Below are 20,534 nucleotides of genomic sequence, written 5' to 3'. Positions count from 1 at the left end.
ATGGAACAGAAACGTCCTTCCATTCCGATGCAGGTGCAGGCGTTCCGCCGTCGGCACTGGCGGCCCAGCTGGCCTTGGACAGTGGCCGCAGCGCTGGTTGCACTGCTGCTGATCTGGCTCGTGTCCCGTTGGCCCGGGCAGTCCACGCCTCAGACTTCAGCGCCAGTCAGCGAGACGCAGGTGGCTGGGCCTCCGTGGCAGATGGGCAATCCGGAAGGACGCTTCACGCTGACGCTCTACGCGGACCTCGAATGCCCGTTCTGCCGGTCCTATTTCCCAGTGCTCAAGCGTTGGGTGGCCGGCAATGCGGACGTGGCCTTGCAATGGCATCACCTCCCGTTGGCAGCGCATGAGCCGGCCGCGTCCGCGGAAGCGCGCTTGGCGGAATGCGCGGGCCAAGCCAGCGGTCATGCCGCCTTCTGGCAGGCCGTCGAGTGGGTATATGCCCACACGCGCAGCGACGGTCAGGGCTTGCCCGAGGACCTGCGCTACCCCGACCTTACGCCACCCATCGAGCAGTGCATCGCGAGCGAGCGGCCCGACGCGGCGATTCGCGCCCAAACTGCGGAAGCCACGAACAGCGGCGTGACCGCCACGCCGTCGCTGCGGCTACACGATCGCGAAACCGGCAAGGCTATCCTGCTGCAGGGTCCGATCGAGGGCGATGCCTTGCTGTCGGCCATGGACATGCTCGCGGCCCGCGATCCCGCCGCCACACCTACATCGGAAATGCCTGCCGACGTCGTCGGCGACATGCCCAGGTAGCCCCGGTCTTCAAGGCTACGGCGCAGTCCGCTGCGCTGACCGCAACCCGTTCGCCTCGCATCCTGGCCGCGAACGATCACCGCTCCCGCGGTGATGGATGCACCTTGTTCGTTCCCCAGGAGGGCTTGCCCTCCCCGGGCGCGCGCCCTCCGATCTCACCATTTGGAGGTTCGCCATGTCTTTCGTCGTCAATGACTCCTGCCTGGAGTCGCTTTCCGCCATCGCTGCCCAGCACGAGGACTGGATCATCCAGCAAGCCATTGCACTGCTGGAGAAGCGGGTTTTCAAAGCGGGTCCGAAACTCCTCGACCCCACGGCCGTGCGCGACTACCTGCACGTGAAGCTGGTGGCCGAGCCCAACGAAATATTCGTCGCTGTATTCCTTGACAGCATGCATCAGGTGCTGGCCTACGAGCCGTTGTTCAGGGGCACGATCAACTCGACTTCGGTCTATCCGCGTGTCGTCGTACAGCGTGTGCTGGAATTGAATGCCGCTGCGGTGGTCTTCGCACATCAGCACCCCTCGGGCATGTCCGAGCCGTCGATCGCGGATCGCGTGCTGACCCAGCAACTGCAGGCCGCGCTGGCGCTCATCGATGTGCGGGTACTGGACCACATCATCGTCGGCCAGGGTGCCCCGTTCTCCTTTGCGGAGTCCGGCCTGCTGTAAGTGTTGCACTGCTTCGTTGATCAGCGCGGAGGCTTCGGCCTCCGCTTTTTCTTCGCGGCGACACAAGCAGGTATGCGGGGTGGCCGCGATGCGCATTGTTTGTTGGGACCGCATGGGGTTCGGCGTTTGACTATGGCCCTGATCAACTTCCGGGGCGCATGACATGCCAGCAGCTTTTACCCGGTTCGCACCAGGCTGGCGAACCCTTGGCCTGGCCGTGGCGCTGCCGGCGTCCCTGGCGGTGTTCAGCCCGGTCACCTTCGCCGCCGACGTGGTGGTCGTCACCGACGGCCACCACCCGGTCAAGACCATGGGCGGCGAACGGCTGATCGAGCTGGATGAAGCGCCGCGCATCGAGGCCGAGCTTTCGGCGAATCTGCCCACCGACCCCGACCAGGCGACAGCCCTGGTCAAGCGTCGGCTGACCCAGGGAGGCACTGACCTTCAGCGGCGCATCGCGACGGCCTACCAGGGCGTGACGGACGCATGGAGCCTGGGCATCACCGCCGTCCCGGCCGTCGTGGTGGACCAGCGCTATGTGGTCTATGGCGAGCCGGACGTGGCCCGCGCCATCGCGCGGATCGAACAGCACCGGAGGACCGAACCGTGATCCACCCATTCGACCTTCTGCGCCGCATGCGAGCTGCTGTCGCGTCCGTGCTGCTGCTTAGCGCCACGGGCAGCTACGCCCTGAACACGGCAACCATCGTGGGTTCAGTGGCTTCGCCCGATTGCCTGGAATACCGGGTGGTGGGTATCTGCTACTGGCTCTATTGCACCTGGACCGGCTGCACGGTGCGTACCTCCGTCAAGGTCAGGCACTACATCCCCGATGCAGTGGTGTCGTCGTACTCGAACACCGGCGAGAACCCCTGGGTTGAAGTGCGCGCCATGAGCACGCCCAATCCTTCGGCCCAGGCCGGCGGGGACGGCACCACGAACGAGGATCATGAAAACAACCTCGCCAAATTCAAGAACAGCGATGTTATCGGCCATCCCGGCGGCGAGGTGTTCAACCAGTTCGCCTCGTCCTCCGGCTACTTCTGCCAAGGCGCGGGCACGGCCTTCATGCCGTATCTGCTCAGCACCCTGGACACGCTGGCCTGGCGCTACAACGTGCCCGAGATGGCCTACCCGGAGGCGTTGATTCCGGGCATGCGTGAGGTCGGTGCGCGCACCACGATGAACCTCTGGGGCAATGTCTATCCACGCGGTGGCTTCCTGCACCAGACCGACGACCACAAATCCGGGGCGGTGGTGGCCCAGCGCGCGGGCGATGTCGTCACGCGCCGCGGGCAGTTGCACGTGTACCAGCCACTGCTCGCCAACGCCCGTGACGGCTACTGGCCGGCCGGGGCGCTGGTCGAAGGCGATACCTCCACCGGGAAGTGGCAGGAGCTGACCCCTCGTCTGTCGAACACCTGCGTGGTCTTCCCCCACAGCGGCACGCTGACCCAGGCCCAGCAAGGCGACTACGCCTGGGCGCTGTGGCGGCCGTATGCCTGCTGCGAACGCCGCGGGCAGGTGTTCCTGGGCAGCGTCGATTTCCTCTGAGGTGCCACGATGAAGCGTCCTGAACCGATGAACCTTTCCGCCAAGGCGTGCTACTTGCTGCGCCCGACGGCGCTGGCCGGCACGCTCGCTCTGGTCTGCGGCCTGGCGTGGGCGCAGGTCGGATACCAGAACAGCGGCCCCGTCATTGGCGATGACGTCATGTACTCGATCGGAGGCGGCAGCGCGGTGTCCATGGGCCGCGCGGCTGGCATGCGCTCCATCGGGGTCGGCTTGGGGTGGAACAGCAACCTGATCTGCGGCGACATGAGCATCCAGACCACGCTGCGCAACCAGCTCAACGGCATCACGAACGGCTTCCAGCAGATCATGAGCAACGTGATCCAGAGCGCCACCAGCGCGGTGGCGTCCCTGCCGGCGCTGATCATTCAGCGCGCCGATCCCGGCCTGTACAACCTGCTGACCAACGGCGTGCTGCAGGCGCGGCTGGACTTCGACCGCTCCAAGCTGACGTGCCGCGCGATGGCCGAGAAGATGGCCGAGACGGCGGGCGGCCAGCTTGGCTGGAGCCAGATGGCCGAAGGCATGGCCCTGCGTGACGCGGTTGGCAGCAACGATGCCGTTTCGGCCGTCGAGCAGGCTGAGACGCGCCGCGGCAACGACGGCGTTCCCTGGGTGGGCGGCAGCAATGCCGGTGGCGCAGGCCAGTCCGCCATTCGGGTGGTCGGCGACGTCACCCGCGCGGGCTACAACCTGGTCAACGGGCGCGGCGTGACGGACACATCCTCCATCGCGCCCGCCAGTTGCGCGAGCCTGTCCTGCCAGACCTGGACGTCGCCGCAGCAGGCGACCGAATGGGCCACCCGGGTCCTCGGGGAACAGGTGCAGCGCACGTGCGATTCCTGCACCAAGACCGAGACGGTGCCCGGCGTCGGGCTGACGCCGCTGATCCAGGAGGAGTACGAAGCCAAACTGGAAGTCTTGCAGGAACTGGTTTCCGGCGTGCGCAACACCACCTTCGAGAACTTGCGCGAGGCCGGCAGCACGTCGCTGCCGATCACGCGCGGCGTCATCGAGGCGCTGCGCGACGAGCCGGACCAGGACCTGCTGGCGCGGCGCCTTGCGTCCGAGGTGGCGCTGTCGTCGGTGCTGGAGAAGGCCTTGTTGCTCCAGCGCACGCTGCTCACGGGAAAGAAGGAGCCCAACGTGGCGGCCAACGAGTTGGCGGTCGAGGCTGTGAACCACGAGAGCGACACGCTCGACCGGGAGATCCGCAACCTGAAAACGGAGCTGGAGCTGCGCCGCGAGCTGGCGAACAACTCGCCGATGGCGATCATCCAGCGCCATGGTACGCGCGCGGCCGGCTCGCGCGGCATCTACGAGGGCGATCCGGTGCCCGACCGCCTCGACCAGTTGCAGAAGGGCAATCCGGGAGTCCGGCCATGAGCGCAATGCGCATGACCTGGCGCCCCTTGCGCTGGCTGTTCAGCCGGCGCGCGGCGAAAGCACTGCTGTGGGCGGTGGTGATCGTCGCCGCTGCGGTGGGGGCCAACGTCGCCGGCATCTACCTGGTCGGGAGCGTGGCCGGCTGGGAGCGGTGGCTCGCGGCCGCATCGGGCTACTTCTTCGTGTGGCGGTTGTGCCTGTACGGGGCGACGGCCTATGGCTGGGTCTGGATGCGGCGCCGGCTGCTGGTACGTGAGGACGACGCCCAGGCGCGGCGCCGCCTGGTGCGCACCGAGGTCGCGGGCGTCGTCGCCATCGTGGCGCTGGAAGCCAGCCTGCTGATGCAGGCCGGTTGAGGGGAGATGGCGCGATGACGCTTTTCACGACCGACTACCTGGAGTACTACCTGACGCTGGTGTCCTGGATCGTCAACAACGGCATCTGGGCGGTGCTGGTATCCAGCGGGGTATTCGCGCTGCCTTTCGTCGCCATCATCGTGCAGGAGTGGTTGAAGGCCCGTGCGGAAGGTGCCGACGAGGGCAATAAAGGCGTGCTGAGCGCCGCCCGCATCGAGAACCGGGTCTTCGTCGCCATCGTGGTGGTGATGTTCGCCGGCATTCCGTTCATCGACGTGGACCTGAACACCATCCAGTACGACAGCTCGCGCTCGGCCCAGTGCCAGGTCAGCGTGCCGCAGCCCACGGATACCGGCTGGTCGCAGTCCTTCAGCACCATCAACAACCAGTCGGCGAAGGTGCCCGTCTGGTGGGCGTTCATGCATGCACTCTCGCGCGCCGTCACGAGCGCCTCGGTGGCGGCGATCCCGTGTGGCACGGACCTGCGGCAGATGCGCATGGAGATCGACGCCACGCGCATCGATGACCCGGTGCTGGCTCAGGAAGTAGCGGATTTCTCGCGGGATTGCTATGGGCCTGCACGGGCCAAATTGTTCATGCAGCGCCCTCAGCTCGATGAGCAGCAGATGCACGACGTGACCTGGATCGGATCGCGGTTCTTCACCGACACGAACGGCTACTACGACACGTACCGTTCCAGCACGCCGCGCGATGACTGGCCCTATGACAGCAACCGCGACGCCGGGCTGGCTCAGGTATCCAGTGGCGGTGGCTACCCGACCTGCAGGCAATGGTGGGCCGATGGCGGTAATGGCCTGCGGGCACGCTTGCTGGGACAGGTGGACCCGAGCCTGCTCAATCGCCTGGCGGGCTGGGCCGGGTTCCTGAGCCGAGCCGAGGTGGACGACTCGGTAATCCGCACGATCGCGTCACCGCGGCAGCAGAAATTGAACCAGGGCAGCGTCTATACCGACTACGGCGGCCAGATCGACAAGACCCTGCCGAACATTGTGACGCGGGCCACGGGCGATGTTGGGATGGCAGTCGGCGCGATTGCCGCGTTTCCAGCCATGGACGTCGCGAGGCAGGCCCTGCCCATGGTGCTTGCATTGCTCAAGATGGCACTGGTTATCTGCATCCCGCTCGTGCTGGTCGTGGGCACCTATGACCTGAAGACGGTGGTCACGGTCAGCGTCGTGCAGTTCGCGCTGTTCTTCACGGACTTCTGGTTTCAGCTTGCACGCTGGATTGACAGCACCATCCTCGACGCGCTCTATGGCTGGGGGTTCGGCTGGAACCGGCCGCACACCAATTTCGACCCGTTGGTAGGACTGAACAACGCCTTCGGTGACATGCTCCTAATGTTCGTCACGGGCACGATGTTTCTGGTCCTGCCGACGTTTTGGGTCGCTGCCTTGGGGTGGGTCGGAGTTAAGGCTGGGGTGATTGCTCAGAACCTTGCTGTCGGCTCCAAGGAAGCGCGTGATAGCGCCGGGTCAGGTGTAAACAAGGTAGCCGGCAAGGTTCTGTGACGGACAGTCCAAACCTCAGTCATCGAACGGATCGTTCGGGTCGTGAGGGTCGAGCCGCTGGCCATTGGAAGAATACAGGCCAAAGCCCGCCTCGCCATTGCGCAGTTCATCCTGTTGCGCCCAGCGGTCATCATCCCTAGCCGAATTGCCAGCCAACCATGCCGCCGCAACGCCCAGCAGTAGCAACACCGCCAGCCAGAAGGTGGTGTACAGCAGCACCCCGAGCGCAACCAGCTTGACCACCCACACGAACGCGGTGGCACCGGCCGCCGGCATCCCCTTGGACACCAACCAACTCGATGCCCGGCGTTCGCCGCGCACGTAGGCACGCCATCCGCGACCCAAGGTGCGGCCGAGGCGTTCTGCGGTGCTGATGCGTGTCGTGGTGTTCATGGTCGTCTCCTGCTACTGAGGGATGCCTATTCCAGTTTGCTCCAATCCTGCTTGCTTGCCTGTATCAGCGCGTGCCAGTCGTCTGGTGGGTTCCCGCGTCCGAGCATCTTCTCGAACACGACATACGGGTCCGATTTGCTACCCGAAGACCGCAGGGTCTGTTCATCGTTGACCCAGGCGTACACAATGACCTTCGCCTTCGAGTCGTACCGGAAGAACAGCCGGAACCGCCGTCCGATCTTGGCCCTTCGCCAGTGGCGGTGGGCAGGTCCCAAGGTGTTGCCCTGGCGGTACTCGTCGCGTGCCGGATCGCCTGGCACCACATCCAACATCAACTGGCTCAGGGCCCGGAAGAGCTTGACGTTGGCATTGGACTCGAAGCCCGCCGGGTCATTCTCCTGCGCGCGCCTCGCGGCCGCATGCAGTTTCTGCAACTGCTCGATCACGCAGTCGTGGAAGAGCAGCGTCCAGCCATGCCGTTGCATCAGAGTTCCACTTTCCCGTCGATCTCCTCGTCCAGGTTCACACCGTGGCCAGCATGCTCCAGCATGGCGCGCGCCAGATCCTCGGGCAGGCCCCGGACGTTCCGGCCAGCTTCGATGTCGCGGGCCAGCAGGCTCAGAAACGCGCCAATGGCGGGGTCCTCGTGCTCGGCATCAACACGGGTGACGACGACTTCGCTGCCCCGCAGATCGAACGCGAGCTTGCCGCCGGCATCGACGCCGAGCGCCTGCCGGATGGGCTTGGGCAGCGTGATCTGGCCTTTAGAGGTCAGCGTGGCGACTTCGTGGATGGCAGGCATGGCGACTCTCCTGATTGCGATACCTGCATGGTAAGGAAATTTCCTTACTTTGTCAATCTGAGGCCTCACAGCGTTCTCCCGAGTCCAAGAATCGGCCCATCGTAGGGCGTGAACAGCCAGCCTTCCTGTATCAATACGGCCCTTCCGCAACCCGCATTGGCGGTGGACGGTCAGCACCCGTCGCCCTATACCCAAAGGCTGTAAAGGGTCGAAATGGCGAGGGAATGGGTTGCAAGGGGAATGGCCCTACCTCGAAAAGGCAAAAAGGCACCCCGCTCGGCCCGCGACAGGACATCCGCATGCTCTCTCTGTTCCAGCGAAAACGGCCCGCGGTCGCTACCGCTCCGACGCCACCTCCCGCATCCGACCTCCCGAAAGGGTTGATGCGGCCCGAGTCGGCCGCATCGCTGCTGGCCACCCCGCGCCGGCAGAAACTGCTGGAGCACATCTGGCAGCGCACGTCGCTCTCACGTAAGCAGTTCGCCACCTTGTACCGGGCGCCACTGGAACGCTACGCCGAGCTGGTCCAGGCTTTCCCGGCTTCCGAGGCGCATCATCACGCTTACCCCGGCGGCATGCTCGACCACGGCCTGGAAATCGTCGCCTACAGCCTGAAGCTGCGGCAGTCGCATCTGCTGCCCATCGGGGCCAGCCCCGAAGACCAGGCGGCGCAGTCTGAAGCCTGGACTGCCGCAGTCGCCTATGCCGCGCTGCTGCATGACATCGGCAAGATCGCCGTCGATCTGCACGTCGAACTGGCCGACGGCTCGCTGTGGCACCCCTGGCATGGCCCGCTGCACCAGCCATACCGCTTCCGCTACCGCGACGATCGAGAATATCGGCTCCACAGCGCTGCGACAGGTTTGCTCTACCGCCAACTCCTCGACAGTGATGCCCTGGACTGGCTCAGTGGCTATCCCGACCTGTGGGGACCGCTGCTCTACGTCCTGGCCGGCCAGTACGAGCACGCCGGCGTGCTGGGCGAACTTGTCGTACAGGCCGACCGCGCTTCCGTGGCCCAAGAGTTGGGAGGCGATCCCGCGCGCGCTATGGCCGCCCCCAAGCACGCGCTGCAACGCAAGCTGCTGGACGGGTTGCGCTACCTGCTCAAGGAAGAGTTGAAGCTGAACCAGCCCGAAGCCTCCGATGGCTGGCTCACCGAGGACGCCTTGTGGCTGGTGAGCAAGACGGTTTCGGACAAGCTACGTGCGCACCTGCTGTCAGAGGGCATCGATGGCATCCCTACGAACAACACTGCGGTGTTCAACGTGCTTCAGGACCACGGCATATTGCAGCCGACGTCGGACGGGAAGGCGGTCTGGCGCGCGACCGTGACCAGTGCGACCGGCTGGTCCCACTCATTTACCCTGCTGCGTCTAGCTCCCGCGCTGATCTGGGAAGCTGGCGAACGGCCAGCATCGTTTACCGGCACGGTGGCAGTCGACGCTGCGGCAATCGAGAAGGATGCTGGCTTGGAGGCTGCCCCGCCTATGACTGCCGCGAAGCCTGTCTTCGAAGAACAGACGACGCCACCTTGGGAAGGCAGCAGCCCCGCTGACTTGGCTTCACCGCCCGCAGTTCAGCCCCTGCCTGACGTCATGGAAGACATGCTGGCGATGGTGGGCTCCGGACACCTCCTTGCGACGCGACAGGATGCAGAGCCCGTCCCGGCCTTCGCAACGAGTTCGCTGGTACTGCCTGTGCCAGCGTCTAAATCTTCGGCATCGACACAGCAGCCTTCGGGCGAGCACTTCATGGGCTGGCTTAGGCATGGCTTGCAGAGCCGAAAGCTGATTCTCAACGATGCCAAGGCACTGGTGCATACCGTGGACGACACGGTGTTCCTGGTAAGCCCTGGGGTGTTTCAGCGCTATGTCCAGGAGCATCCTCAAGTTCCAGCACTCGCCAAGCAGGATGCCGTTGTCGACTGGCAATGGGTCCAGAAGCGCTTCGAGAAGCTGCAGGTCCATCGCAAGCAGCCCAGCAGCTTGAACATCTGGACCTGCGAGGTCACCGGCCCGCGCAAGTCGCGCAAGCTGCATGGCTACTTACTCGATGACCCTGGCCAACTGTTCGATGAGCGGCCACCGAACAATCCCTACTTGAAACTGGCATAGGTGCTAGATACGGGCCCATAGAGGCACTGGTTGCCTGCCGTGCGCGTAGCATGGATCAACCTCTCTGCTTCATAGAAACGAACGTTGGACACGGTTACGCCGCCGAGGCTGGCGACGTCGCCAACCATTGGCACACGTTCCGTGGCAAAAGGCTTGGCGACCACCGTCGTCGGGGTGGCTGTTCGTACAGATCGTTGTTTCATCATCGTCTCGGCGTGGATCATGTACTGCAGCAAGCACGCCTGCAGCCTCTAGAGTCGAAGAAGTCGACTCGTCTCAAAGCCGGGGGGTGCTGGTGGACAACAGCAAATCGAGGCGGTGTTCGACCAGCACCGCCTCGATGCTGCGCGGCGGCTGACCGGTCATCTGCTCGATGACACCGTCGGAGAACGGCGCCAGCCCGCGTTTGGACACCTCTTCGATGATCAGCGCCTCTCGCAGCGTGGATTTCGGAAAGCCCGAGACCTGCAGATGCAGCGCCAGGGCTTCCTCACTGACGGGCACCAGGTCGATGCTGGCTCCGAAGATGATATTGATGCTGTTCACCAGCGCCTCGGCAGTGAGAGCCTGCGGGCCGGTGATCGCCAGCTCTCCGGGCGGAACAGGGTCCGCCCGCAGTACCGCCGCAGCGGTGCGCGCCACGTCCTCGCCCGCCACGTAAGGCAGTCTGCCTTGCGGCGCTGAGCTAAACCACTTCCCGCACCGAAGCGCCAGGATGATCCGCGGAAACAATCGCTCCATAGGCCAACTCACCCGCAAGACTGACAAGGCTAGGTTGCGAGCCTCGCATGCCTGTGCCACCGTCTCGCATTCCCGCGCTACAGTCATCAGCGAGGGGTCGAACACTTCGATCTGGGCCGCGTACACCACGGTGCGGACGCCGACGCGCGCTGCGGCATCGATCATGGCCTGCAGTTGGCGACGCCGCGACCACGAGCCGTCGGCAGCGCCCGGCAGGAGCAGCAGGCGGTGTGCACCGGTGAAGGCGGCATCCAGGGACGCTGCATCGTCGGGATCCGCGCCGCGAATACGCGCCCCACGGGCAGCCAGATCCACAAGGTGCACTGGTTGGCGGCTGGTGGCGATGACCTCCGCTTCATCGCGGCGCAGCAGCAGTTCGACGACGCGCCGGCCGAGCGGATCATGGGCACTGGCAACCAGCAGGCACGGAGAAAGCAACCGGGTCACCGGATGGCTCCCCCTGGCGGAGTGTGCCGGCTGCGCAGAAATGCGATTGCCGCGATGCGCGGCCTGCGCTCGTTCATGGTCGAGCTTCCTCCTGAACGGATCCAACGGTCCGGGCGCCATCGTGCAGCAGGCCGGCGACACCCTGGCGCGCATTCCCGGCGTCGGTGAGGTCAATGTTTTCGGCGGCGGCGACTACGCCATGCGGGCGTGGCTCAACCCCGAGGCCATCGCCTCGCGAGGCCTGACGGCCGGGGACGTGATCGCAGCGATGCGCGAGCAGAACGTACAGGTCTCGGCGGGCCAGGTCGGCGCCGAACCCATGCCGAACAGCGACTTCCTGAGCCTGATCAATGCGCAGGGCAGGCTGACCACGGTCGAGGAGTTCGGCAACATCGTGCTCAAGACCGGCGACAACGGCCAGATCGTGAAGCTGTCCGATGTCGCCCGCCTCGAACTCGGCGCGGGCGACTACACGCTGCGCGCCAAGCTGGACCAGAACAGCGCCGTCGTGGGCATGGGCGTCTTCCAGGCACCGGGGGCCAACGCGCTGGACATCCGTGACCAGGTGATCGCCACCATGGACGCGATGCAGAAGACCTTCCCGCCGGGAATCAAGTACGAAGCGGTGTATGACACCACGGTGTTCGTGCGCGAATCCATCAACTCTGTGGTCGCCACGCTGCTGGAGGCCGTGGCCCTGGTGGTGCTGGTGGTGATCCTGTTCCTGCAGACCTGGCGCGCCTCCATCATCCCGCTGATCGCAGTGCCGGTGTCCATCGTGGGTACGTTCGCGGTCCTGCACCTGCTCGGGTTCTCGATCAACACGCTCACCTTGTTCGGACTGGTGCTGGCTATCGGCATCGTGGTCGACGACGCCATCGTGGTGGTGGAGAACGTGGAGCGCCACATCGAGGCCGGCGCGCAGCCATTGGAAGCGGCGCACCTGGCCATGCGGGAGGTGTCGGGCCCGATCATCGCCATCACCTTGGTGCTGTGCGCGGTGTTCGTGCCCATGGCATTCCTCGACGGCGTCACCGGCGAGTTCTACAAGCAGTTCGCGGTCACCATCGCCATCTCGGTGGCGATCTCTGGCCTGAACTCCCTGACGCTGTCCCCGGCGCTGGCCGGCCGGCTGCTGCAGGCCCATGGCGCCCCCAAGGATGCACTGTCTCGCGGCATTGACCGGGCATTTGGATGGCTGTTCCGCCCGTTCAACCGCTTCTTCAACCGCAGCTCCAACAAGTACGAGCGCGGGGTCTCGCGCGTGCTCGGTCGGCGCGGGGCGGTGTTCGTGGTCTATGCGCTACTGCTGCTGGGCACGGGTCTGATGTTCAAGGCCGTGCCCGGCGGCTTCATTCCGACCCAGGACAAGATGTACCTGATCGCGGGCGTGAAGCTGCCCGAAGGCTCCTCCATCGGGCGCACCGATGCGCTGCTGAGCAAGGTCATCGACGTCGCACTGGAAACCGACGGCGTTGCCAGCGCGGTGGCATTCCCCGGCCTGAATGCCCTGCAGATGACCAATAGGGGTCGTCTCAGAAAACGGAAAATAAAGCACGCTAAGGCATAGCCGAACCTGCCAAGCTTGCTCCACCCTGTAGTGACGCGATCAGCGGGCAGGAAACGTTCCCCCTTCGCGCATGGCAGGCGCACACCAACTCAGACAGCACGGCCTCCATGCGCGCCAGGTCAGCCATTTTCTCGCGCACGTCCTTGAGCTTGTGCTCGGCCAGACTGCTGGCTTCCTCGCAATGGGTGCCATCCTCCAGCCGCAGCAGCTCGGCGATCTCATCCAGGCTGAAGCCCAGCCGCTGGGCTGATTTCACGAAGCGCACCCGCGTTACATCCGCCTCGCCATAGCGGCGGATGCTGCCATAGGGCTTGTCAGGCTCCAGCAACAAGCCCTTGCGCTGATAGAAACGGATGGTCTCCACATTGACCCCGGCCGCCTTGGCGAAAACGCCAATGGTCAGGTTCTCCAAATTGTTTTCCATATCGCTTGACTCCGTACATGAGTACGGAAGTAAGGTTACGCTATCCAATTTCAATTCGAAAGGACAAGCGCATGTCTGAACCAAAAACCGGGCGCGGCGCGCTCTTCACTGGAGGGCTTGCCGCCATCCTCGCCTCGGCTTGCTGCCTCGGGCCGTTGGTTCTGATCGCCTTGGGGTTCAGCGGCGCTTGGATCGGCAACTTGGCGGTGTTGGAACCCTATCGCCCCATCTTTATCGGCGTGGCGCTGGTGGCGTTGTTCTTCGCCTGGCGGCGCATCTACCGGCAGGCAGCGGCCTGCAAACCGGGTGAGGTCTGCGCGATTCCCCAAGTGCGAGCTACTTACAAGCTCATTTTCTGGATCGTGGCCGCGCTGGTTCTGGTCGCGCTCGGATTTCCCTACGTCATGCCATTTTTCTACTGATCGGAGTTCACCATGAAGAAACTGTTTGCCTCCCTCGCCCTCGCCGCCGTTGTTGCCCCCGTCTGGGCCGCCACCCAGACCGTCACGCTGTCCGTACCGGGCATGACCTGCTCCGCCTGCCCGATCACTGTCAAGAAGGCGATTTCCAAGGTCGAAGGCGTCAGCAAAGTTGACGTGACTTTCGAGACACGCCAAGCGGTCGTCACCTTCGACGATGCCAAGACCAGCGTGCAGAAGCTGACCAAGGCAACCGCAGACGCGGGCTATCCGTCCAGCGTCAAGCAGTGAGTCACTGAAAACGGCACCGCAGCACAACGGACGTCATTGTCTGGCGCCACAAACGATAAAGGATCTGTTGCATGACCCATCTAAAAATCACCGGCATGACTTGCGACTCGTGCGCGGCGCACGTCAAGGAAGCGCTGGAAAAAGTGCCAGGCGTGCAGTCGGCGCTGGTGTCCTATCCGAAGGGCACAGCGCAACTCGCCATCGTGCCGGGCACATCGCCGGACGCGCTGACTGCCGCCGTGGCCGGACTGGGCTACAAGGCAACGCTAGCCGATGCGCCACTGGCGGACAACCGCGTCGGACTGCTCGACAAGGTGCGGGGATGGATGGCCGCCGCCGAAAAGCACAGTGGCAACGAGCCCCCGGTGCAGGTAGCGGTCATTGGCAGCGGTGGAGCCGCGATGGCGGCGGCGCTGAAGGCCGTCGAGCAAGGCGCGCAGGTCACGCTGATCGAGCGCGGCACCATCGGCGGCACCTGCGTCAATGTCGGCTGTGTGCCGTCCAAGATCATGATCCGCGCCGCCCACATCGCCCATCTGCGCCGGGAAAGCCCGTTCGATGGCGGTATTGCGGCAACTGTGCCTACGATTGACCGCAGTAAGCTGCTGGCCCAGCAGCAGGCCCGCGTCGACGAACTGCGGCACGCCAAGTACGAAGGCATCCTGGGCGGTAATCCGGCCATCACCGTTGTGCACGGTGAGGCGCGCTTCAAGGACGACCAGAGCCTTACCGTCCGTTTGAACGAGGGTGGCGAGCGCGTCGTGATGTTCGACCGCTGCCTGGTCGCCACGGGTGCCAGCCCGGCGGTCCCGCCGATTCCGGGCTTGAAAGAGTCACCCTACTGGACTTCCACCGAGGCCCTGGCGAGCGACACCATTCCCGAACGCCTTGCCGTAATCGGCTCGTCGGTGGTGGCGCTGGAGCTGGCGCAAGCCTTTGCCCGGCTGGGCAGCAAGGTCACGGTCCTGGCGCGCAATACCTTGTTCTTCCGTGAAGACCCGGCCATCGGCGAGGCGGTGACAGCCGCTTTCCGTGCCGAGGGCATCGAGGTGCTGGAGCACACGCAAGCCAGCCAGGTCGCCCATATGGACGGTGAATTCGTGCTGACCACCACGCACGGTGAATTGCGCGCCGACAAACTGCTGGTTGCCACCGGTCGGACACCGAACACGCGCAGCCTCGCGCTGGACGCAGCGGGGGTCACTGTCAATGCGCAAGGTGCCATCGTCATCGACCAAGGCATGCGCACGAGCAACCCGAACATCTACGCGGCCGGCGACTGCACCGACCAGCCGCAGTTCGTCTATGTGGCGGCAGCGGCCGGCACCCGTGCCGCGATCAACATGACCGGCGGCGATGCGGCGCTCGACCTGACCGCAATGCCGGCCGTGGTGTTCACCGATCCGCAAGTGGCGACCGTGGGCTACAGCGAGGCGGAAGCCCACCACGACGGGATCGAGACCGACAGCCGCACCTTGACCTTGGACAACGTGCCGCGTGCGCTCGCCAACTTCGACACACGCGGCTTCATCAAGTTGGTTATCGAGGAAGGCAGCCATCGGCTGATCGGCGTACAGGCGGTCGCGCCGGAAGCGGGTGAACTGATCCAGACGGCGGCTCTGGCCATTCGCAACCGCATGACGGTGCAGGAACTGGCCGAACAGTTGTTCCCCTACCTGACGATGGTCGAGGGGTTGAAGCTCGCGGCGCAGACCTTCAACAAGGATGTGAAGCAGCTTTCCTGCTGCGCCGGGTGAGAAAAAGGAGGTGTTCAATGAACGCCTACACGGTGTCCCGGCTGGCTCTTGATGCCGGGGTGAGCGTGCATATCGTGCGCGACTACCTGCTGCGCGGATTGCTGCGCCCGGTGGCGTGCACACCAGGCGGCTACGGCTTGTTCGATGACGCCGCCTTGCAACGGCTGTGCTTCGTGCGGGCGGCCTTCGAGGCGGGCATCGGCCTCGACGCGCTGGCGCGGCTGTGCCGGGCGCTGGATGCGGCGGACGGCGACGAAGCGGCCGCGCAGCTTGCCCTGCTGCGTCAGTTCGTCGAGCGTCGGCGCGAAGCGTTGGCCGATCTGGAAGTGCAGTTGGCCACCCTGCCGACCGAGCCGGCACAGCACGCGGAGAGTCTGCCATGAACAACCCCGAGCGCTTGCCGTCCGAGACGCACAAACCGATCACCGGCTACCTGTGGGGCGGACTGGCTGTGCTGACTTGCCCCTGCCACCTGCCCATCCTCGCTGTCGTGCTGGCCGGCACAACCGCCGGTGCTTTCCTCGGCGAGCATTGGGTCATCGCGGCGCTCGGTTTGACCGGCCTGTTCCTTCTGTCCCTGTCGCGGGCGTTGCGGGCATTCAGGGAAAGAGAATGAGCGCTTTCCGGCCGGATGGATGGACGACGCCGGAACTGGCCCAAGCGGTCGAGCGCGGGCAGCTTGAACTGCACTACCAGCCCGTCGTCGATCTGCGCAGTGGTGGGATTGTCGGCGCGGAAGCCCTGTTGCGCTGGCGTCATCCGACGCTTGGACTATTGCCACCGGGCCAGTTCCTGCCCGTGGTCGAATCGTCCGGCCTGATGCCTGAAATCGGCGCTTGGGTGCTGGGCGAAGCCTGCCGCCAGATGCGTGACTGGCGAATGCTGGCATGGCGACCGTTCCGGCTGGCCGTCAATGTTTCGGCGAGCCAAGTGGGACCGGACTTCGACGGGTGGGTAAAGGGCGTGCTGGCTGATGCCGAGTTGCCCGCCGAGTATCTCGAAATCGAGCTGACCGAATCGGTCGCGTTTGGTGATCCGGCGATCTTCCCCGCCCTGGACGCCTTGCGGCAGATCGGTGTGCGCTTCGCCGCCGATGACTTCGGGACGGGGTATTCCTGTCTGCAACATCTGAAGTGCTGCCCAATCAGCACGCTCAAGATCGACCAATCGTTTGTCGCCGGGCTCGCCAACGACCGCCGCGACCAAACCATCGTGCACACCGTGATTCAGCTTGCGCACGGGCTGGGCATGGATGTGGTGGCTGAAGGCGTGGAAACATCGGCGAGTCTTGATCTATTGCGACAAGCGGACTGCGACACAGGACAAGGCTTCCTGTTCGCGAAGCCAATGCCGGCGGCGGCATTCGCCGTCTTCGTCAGTCAATGGAGGGGTGCCACCATGAATGCAAGTGACTCGACCACCACCAGTTGCTGCGTGTGCTGCAAGGAAATCCCGCTCGATGCCGCCTTCACCCCGGAAGGCGCGGAATACGTCGAGCACTTCTGCGGGTTGGAGTGTTATCAACGCTTCGAAGCGCGTGCCAAGACAGGGAACGAAACCGATGCCGATCCGAACGCCTGCGACTCGCTACCGTCAGATTGAGGCATACCCTAACTTGGCGTCAGACCATCCGGCGCTAAATCGTCAGAATAGAGTTGCCTTCCGAATTGATTGACATACGCCGTCAAGGGTCATAGATTTCTTCCTGACACATTTCCCTCAGGAGGATACCTTGCACGGTCAGCGCATCGGTTACGTCCGCGTCAGCAGCTTCGACCAGAACCCAGAACGGCAGCTCGAACAGATCCAGGTGGATAAAGTGTTCACCGACAAGGCGTCGGGCAAGGACACACGGCGGCCCGAACTGGAACGGCTGCTCGCCTTCGTGCGCGAAGGCGACACGGTCGTGGTGCACAGCATGGATCGTCTGGCGCGCAACCTCGACGACCTGCGCCGCCTGGTGCAGGGCCTCACCCAGCGCGGCGTACGCATCGAGTTCCTTAAGGAGCATTTGACCTTCACCGGCGAGGACTCGCCGATGGCGAACCTGATGCTGTCGGTAATGGGCGCGTTCGCCGAGTTCGAACGCGCCTTGATCCGCGAGCGGCAGCGCGAGGGCATCGCGCTCGCCAAGCAGCGCGGGGCCTACCGTGGCAGGAAGAAATCCCTGTCGTCTGAGCGTATTGCCGAACTGCGCCAACGTGTCGAGGCTGGCGAGCAAAAGACCAAGCTGGCTCGTGAATTCGGAATCAGTCGCGAAACCCTGTATCAATACTTGAGAACGGATCAGTAAATATGCCACGTCGTTCAATCCTGTCCGCCGCCGAGCGCGAAAGCCTGCTGGCGTTGCCGGACACCAAGGATGAGTTGATCCGTCACTACACGTTCAGCGAAACCGACCTCTCCATCGTCCGGCAGCGGCGCGGCCCGGCCAACCGGCTGGGCTTCGCCGTGCAGCTCTGTTACCTGCGCTTTCCTGGTGTCATCCTGGGCGTCGATGAGCCGCCGTTTCCGCCCTTGTTGAAACTGGTCGCCGACCAGCTCAAGGTCAGCGTCGAAAGCTGGGACGAATACGGGCAGCGGGAGCAGACCCGGCGCGAGCACCTGGTCGAACTGCAAACGGTGTTCGGCTTCCAGCCCTTTACCATGGGCCACTACCGGCAGGCCGTCCAGTTGCTGACCGAGATGGCCTTGCAGACCGACAAGGGCATCGTGCTGGCCAGCACCTTGATCGAGCACCTGCGGCAGCAGTCGGTCATTCTGCCTGCCCTCAACGCCGTCGAGCGGGCGAGCGCCGAAGCAATCACCCGCGCCAACCGGCGCATCTACGATGCCTTGGCCGAACCGCTGTCGGACGCGCATCGCCGCCGCCTCGACGATCTGCTCAAGCGTCGGGACAACGGCAAAACGACCTGGCTGGCCTGGCTGCGCCAATCGCCCGTCAAACCGAATTCGCGGCACATGCTGGAACACATCGAACGCCTCAAAGCGTGGCAGGCGCTCGACCTGCCTTCTGGCATCGAGCGGTCGGTGCACCAGAACCGCCTGCTCAAGATCGCCCGTGAGGGTGGCCAGATGACGCCCGCCGACCTGGCCAAGTTCGAGGCGCAGCGACGCTATGCCACCCTGGTGGCGCTTGCCATCGAGGGCATGGCCACCGTCACCGACGAAATCATCGACCTGCACGACCGCATCCTGGGCAAGCTGTTCAACGCCGCCAAGAACAAGCATCAGCAGCAATTCCAGGCGTCCGGCAAGGCGATCAACGCCAAGGTGCGGCTGTTCGGCCGCATCGGCCAGGCGCTGATCGAGGCCAAGCAGGCGGGCCGCGATCCGTTCGCCGCCATCGAGGCCGTCATGTCCTGGGATGCCTTCGCCGAGAGCGTCACCGAAGCGCAGAAGCTTGCGCAGCCCGAGGACTTCGATTTCCTGCACCGCATCGGCGAAAGCTACGCCACGCTGCGCCGCTACGCGCCGGAATTCCTTGCCGTGCTCAAGCTGCGGGCCGCTCCCGCCGCGAAGGACGTGCTCGACGCCATCGAGGTGCTGCGCGGCATGAACAGCGACAACGCCCGCAAGGTGCCCGCCGACGCGCCGACCGAGTTCATCAAGCCGCGCTGGCAGAAGCTGGTCATGACCGACACCGGCATCGACCGGCGCTACTACGAACTGTGCGCGCTGTCGGAGATGAAGAACGCGTTGCGTTCCGGCGACATCTGGGTGCAGGGGTCGCGCCAGTTCAAGGACTTCGAGGACTACCTGGTGCCGCCCGCGAAATTCGCCAGCCTCAAGCAGGCCAGCGAATTGCCGCTGGCCGTGGCCACCGACTGCAACCGGTACCTGAACGACCGGCTGACGCTGCTGGAAACACAGCTTGCCACCGTCAACCGTATGGCGACGGCCAACGAGCTGCCGGACGCCATCATCACAGAGTCAGGCTTGAAGATCACGCCGCTCGACGCGGCGGTACCCGACACCGCCCAAGCGCTGATCGACCAGACGGCAATGATCCTGCCGCACGTCAAGATCACCGAACTGCTGCTGGAGGTGGACGAATGGACGGGCTTCACTCGGCATTTCGCGCATCTGAAATCGGGCGACCCGGCCAAAGACAAGAACCTGTTGCTGACCACGATCCTCGCCGACGCGATCAACCTGGGCCTGACCAAGATGGCGGAGTCTTGCCCCGGCACGACCTACGCCAAGCTGGCTTGGCTGCAAGCCTGGCACATCCGCGACGAAACCTACGGGGCGGCGCTGGCCGATCTGGTCAACGCACAGTTCCGCCATCCCTTCGCCGAGCACTGGGGCGACGGCACCACCTCATCGTCGGACGGCCAGAACTTCCGCACCGGCAGCAAGGCCGAGAGCACCGGCCACATCAACCCGAAATACGGGAGCAGCGCAGGGCGGACGTTCTACACCCACATTTCTGACCAGTACGCGCCATTTCACACCAAGGTCGTGAACGTCGGCGTGCGCGATTCGACCTACGTGCTCGACGGCCTGCTGTACCACGAGTCCGACTTGCGGATCGAGGAGCATTACACCGACACGGCGGGCTTCACCGATCACGTCTTCGCCCTGATGCACCTCCTGGGCTTCCGCTTCGCGCCGCGCATCCGCGACCTGGGCGACACCAAGCTCTACATCCCGAAGGGCGACGCCGCCTATGACGCGCTGAAACCCATGATCGGCGGCACGCTCAACATCAAGCACGTCCGCGCCCATTGGGACGAAATCCTGCGGCTGGCCACCTCGATCAAGCAGGGCACGGTGACGGCCTCCCTGATGCTCCGAAAGCTCGGCAGCTACCCACGCCAGAACGGCCTGGCCGTGGCGCTCCGCGAGCTGGGCCGCATCGAGCGCACGCTGTTCATCCTGGACTGGCTGCAAAGCGTGGAACTGCGCCGCCGCGTGCATGCCGGCCTGAACAAGGGCGAGGCGCGCAATGCGCTGGCCAGGGCAGTGTTTTTCAACCGCCTGGGTGAAATCCGCGACCGCAGTTTCGAGCAGCAGCGCTACCGGGCTAGCGGCCTCAATCTGGTAACGGCTGCCGTCGTGTTGTGGAACACGGTCTATCTGGAACGGGCTGCGCACGCGCTGCGTGGCAACGGCCATGCCGTTGATGACGCGCTGTTGCAGTACCTGTCGCCGCTCGGTTGGGAGCACATCAACCTCACCGGCGATTACCTCTGGCGCAGCAGCGCCAAGATCGGCGCGGGCAAGTTCAGGCCGCTACGACCGCTGCAACCGGCTTAGCGTGCTTTATTTTCCGTTTTCTGAGGCGAC

The 20,534-nt window shown here is 64.5% G+C and carries 22 protein-coding genes and 1 pseudogene; 17 read left to right on the top strand and 6 right to left on the bottom strand.

Going from position 1 to position 20,534, the window contains the following annotated elements:
* The 7 genes from HV742_RS07210 (at window position 1) to HV742_RS07180 (ending at window position 6,281) form a co-directional block, all read left to right on the top strand.
* Window positions 1–765: a DsbA family protein gene (locus tag HV742_RS07210; protein ID WP_023098544.1), complete on the top strand. Its 765-nt coding sequence runs from the start codon at window positions 1–3 to the stop codon at window positions 763–765.
* Window positions 766–940: 175 nt separating this feature from the next.
* Entirely contained in the window at window positions 941–1,435 is a 495-nt protein-coding gene (gene radC, locus HV742_RS07205; protein ID WP_009518518.1) for a RadC family protein, read from the top strand.
* A 163-nt stretch (window positions 1,436–1,598) separates the two neighbouring features.
* On the top strand, window positions 1,599–2,045 hold the full coding sequence (locus HV742_RS07200; protein ID WP_009518519.1) for a TIGR03757 family integrating conjugative element protein: 447 nt from the start codon (window positions 1,599–1,601) through the stop codon (window positions 2,043–2,045).
* The gene (locus HV742_RS07195; RefSeq protein WP_009518520.1) at window positions 2,042–2,989 is read left to right on the top strand and encodes a TIGR03756 family integrating conjugative element protein; all 948 of its coding nucleotides are present in this window, start codon (window positions 2,042–2,044) and stop codon (window positions 2,987–2,989) included. Before HV742_RS07200 ends, HV742_RS07195 begins: the two co-directional genes overlap by 4 nt.
* A gap of 9 nt (window positions 2,990–2,998) precedes the next feature.
* On the top strand, window positions 2,999–4,393 hold the full coding sequence (locus HV742_RS07190; protein ID WP_009518521.1) for an integrating conjugative element protein: 1,395 nt from the start codon (window positions 2,999–3,001) through the stop codon (window positions 4,391–4,393).
* Window positions 4,390–4,749, top strand: coding sequence for a hypothetical protein (locus tag HV742_RS07185; RefSeq protein ID WP_009518522.1), 360 nt, complete (start codon window positions 4,390–4,392; stop codon window positions 4,747–4,749). The genes HV742_RS07190 and HV742_RS07185 overlap by 4 nt, the downstream gene beginning before the upstream one ends.
* Before the next feature lie 14 nt (window positions 4,750–4,763).
* Entirely contained in the window at window positions 4,764–6,281 is a 1,518-nt protein-coding gene (locus tag HV742_RS07180) for a conjugal transfer protein TraG N-terminal domain-containing protein (RefSeq protein WP_009518523.1), read from the top strand.
* 15 nt (window positions 6,282–6,296) lie between these two features.
* On the opposite strand, the gene HV742_RS07175 is transcribed toward HV742_RS07180, so the two are convergent.
* From HV742_RS07175 to HV742_RS07165, 3 genes are read right to left on the bottom strand one after another with little or no spacing between them, the layout of a single operon-like run.
* The gene (locus HV742_RS07175; RefSeq protein WP_009518524.1) at window positions 6,297–6,674 is read right to left on the bottom strand and encodes a DUF3742 family protein; all 378 of its coding nucleotides are present in this window, start codon (window positions 6,672–6,674) and stop codon (window positions 6,297–6,299) included.
* Window positions 6,675–6,700: 26 nt separating this feature from the next.
* On the bottom strand, window positions 6,701–7,159 hold the full coding sequence (locus HV742_RS07170; protein ID WP_009518525.1) for a type II toxin-antitoxin system YhaV family toxin: 459 nt from the start codon (window positions 7,157–7,159) through the stop codon (window positions 6,701–6,703).
* Complete coding sequence (locus HV742_RS07165; RefSeq protein WP_023098543.1) at window positions 7,159–7,476, bottom strand: type II toxin-antitoxin system PrlF family antitoxin; 318 nt, start codon at window positions 7,474–7,476, stop codon at window positions 7,159–7,161. The genes HV742_RS07170 and HV742_RS07165 overlap by 1 nt, the downstream gene beginning before the upstream one ends.
* Before the next feature lie 299 nt (window positions 7,477–7,775).
* On the opposite strand from HV742_RS07165, the gene mobH reads away from it, so the two are divergent.
* Entirely contained in the window at window positions 7,776–9,593 is a 1,818-nt protein-coding gene (gene mobH / locus HV742_RS07160; protein ID WP_023098542.1) for a MobH family relaxase, read from the top strand.
* Here the strand turns inward: mobH and HV742_RS32580 are convergent.
* On the bottom strand, window positions 9,575–9,817 hold the full coding sequence (locus HV742_RS32580) for a MerR family DNA-binding transcriptional regulator (protein WP_306424785.1): 243 nt from the start codon (window positions 9,815–9,817) through the stop codon (window positions 9,575–9,577). The genes mobH and HV742_RS32580 overlap by 19 nt on opposite strands.
* 52 nt (window positions 9,818–9,869) lie before the next feature.
* Window positions 9,870–10,781 (bottom strand): NAD(P)H-binding protein, encoded by a 912-nt coding sequence (locus HV742_RS07150; protein ID WP_023098540.1) that lies wholly within the window; start codon window positions 10,779–10,781, stop codon window positions 9,870–9,872.
* 136 nt (window positions 10,782–10,917) lie between these two features.
* On the opposite strand from HV742_RS07150, the pseudogene HV742_RS07145 reads away from it, so the two are divergent.
* Window positions 10,918–12,306: pseudogene (locus HV742_RS07145) on the top strand (efflux RND transporter permease subunit); the annotation flags it as partial.
* 34 nt (window positions 12,307–12,340) lie between these two features.
* Here HV742_RS07145 and merR read toward each other — a convergent pair.
* Window positions 12,341–12,775 carry a mercury resistance transcriptional regulator MerR gene (merR, locus tag HV742_RS07140; protein WP_003131969.1) on the bottom strand — a complete coding sequence of 145 codons (435 nt, stop codon included), beginning with the start codon at window positions 12,773–12,775 and terminating at the stop codon, window positions 12,341–12,343.
* A 71-nt stretch (window positions 12,776–12,846) separates the two neighbouring features.
* Between merR and merT the strand changes: the two genes are divergently transcribed.
* The 8 genes from merT (at window position 12,847) to HV742_RS07100 (ending at window position 20,504) form a co-directional block, all read left to right on the top strand.
* Window positions 12,847–13,197 (top strand): mercuric ion transporter MerT, encoded by a 351-nt coding sequence (gene merT, locus HV742_RS07135; RefSeq protein ID WP_003131974.1) that lies wholly within the window; start codon window positions 12,847–12,849, stop codon window positions 13,195–13,197.
* A gap of 12 nt (window positions 13,198–13,209) precedes the next feature.
* Window positions 13,210–13,485 carry a mercury resistance system periplasmic binding protein MerP gene (merP, locus tag HV742_RS07130; protein ID WP_003131987.1) on the top strand — a complete coding sequence of 92 codons (276 nt, stop codon included), beginning with the start codon at window positions 13,210–13,212 and terminating at the stop codon, window positions 13,483–13,485.
* 71 nt (window positions 13,486–13,556) lie between these two features.
* The gene (merA, locus tag HV742_RS07125) at window positions 13,557–15,242 is read left to right on the top strand and encodes a mercury(II) reductase (RefSeq protein ID WP_023098538.1); all 1,686 of its coding nucleotides are present in this window, start codon (window positions 13,557–13,559) and stop codon (window positions 15,240–15,242) included.
* Between the two features lie 17 nt (window positions 15,243–15,259).
* Window positions 15,260–15,625: a mercury resistance co-regulator MerD gene (gene merD, locus HV742_RS07120; protein ID WP_000995360.1), complete on the top strand. Its 366-nt coding sequence runs from the start codon at window positions 15,260–15,262 to the stop codon at window positions 15,623–15,625.
* Window positions 15,622–15,858 carry a broad-spectrum mercury transporter MerE gene (gene merE, locus HV742_RS07115; RefSeq protein ID WP_003132004.1) on the top strand — a complete coding sequence of 79 codons (237 nt, stop codon included), beginning with the start codon at window positions 15,622–15,624 and terminating at the stop codon, window positions 15,856–15,858. The genes merD and merE overlap by 4 nt, the downstream gene beginning before the upstream one ends.
* A complete protein-coding gene (locus HV742_RS32220) occupies window positions 15,855–16,844 on the top strand; it encodes a DUF3330 domain-containing protein (RefSeq protein ID WP_003132006.1) in 990 nt (329 codons plus the stop codon). The genes merE and HV742_RS32220 overlap by 4 nt, the downstream gene beginning before the upstream one ends.
* Window positions 16,845–16,974: 130 nt before the next feature.
* Window positions 16,975–17,535, top strand: a complete 561-nt coding sequence (locus tag HV742_RS07105; RefSeq protein ID WP_003124096.1) for a recombinase family protein — start codon at window positions 16,975–16,977, stop codon at window positions 17,533–17,535.
* A gap of 2 nt (window positions 17,536–17,537) precedes the next feature.
* On the top strand, window positions 17,538–20,504 hold the full coding sequence (locus tag HV742_RS07100) for a Tn3 family transposase (RefSeq protein WP_023098537.1): 2,967 nt from the start codon (window positions 17,538–17,540) through the stop codon (window positions 20,502–20,504).
* Window positions 20,505–20,534: the final 30 nt, after the last annotated feature.

It is taken from the genome of Achromobacter ruhlandii, from assembly GCF_902859695.1.
GTDB lineage: Bacteria > Pseudomonadota > Gammaproteobacteria > Burkholderiales > Burkholderiaceae_B > Achromobacter > Achromobacter ruhlandii.
This window is presented reverse-complemented; position numbering and strand designations above follow the sequence as displayed.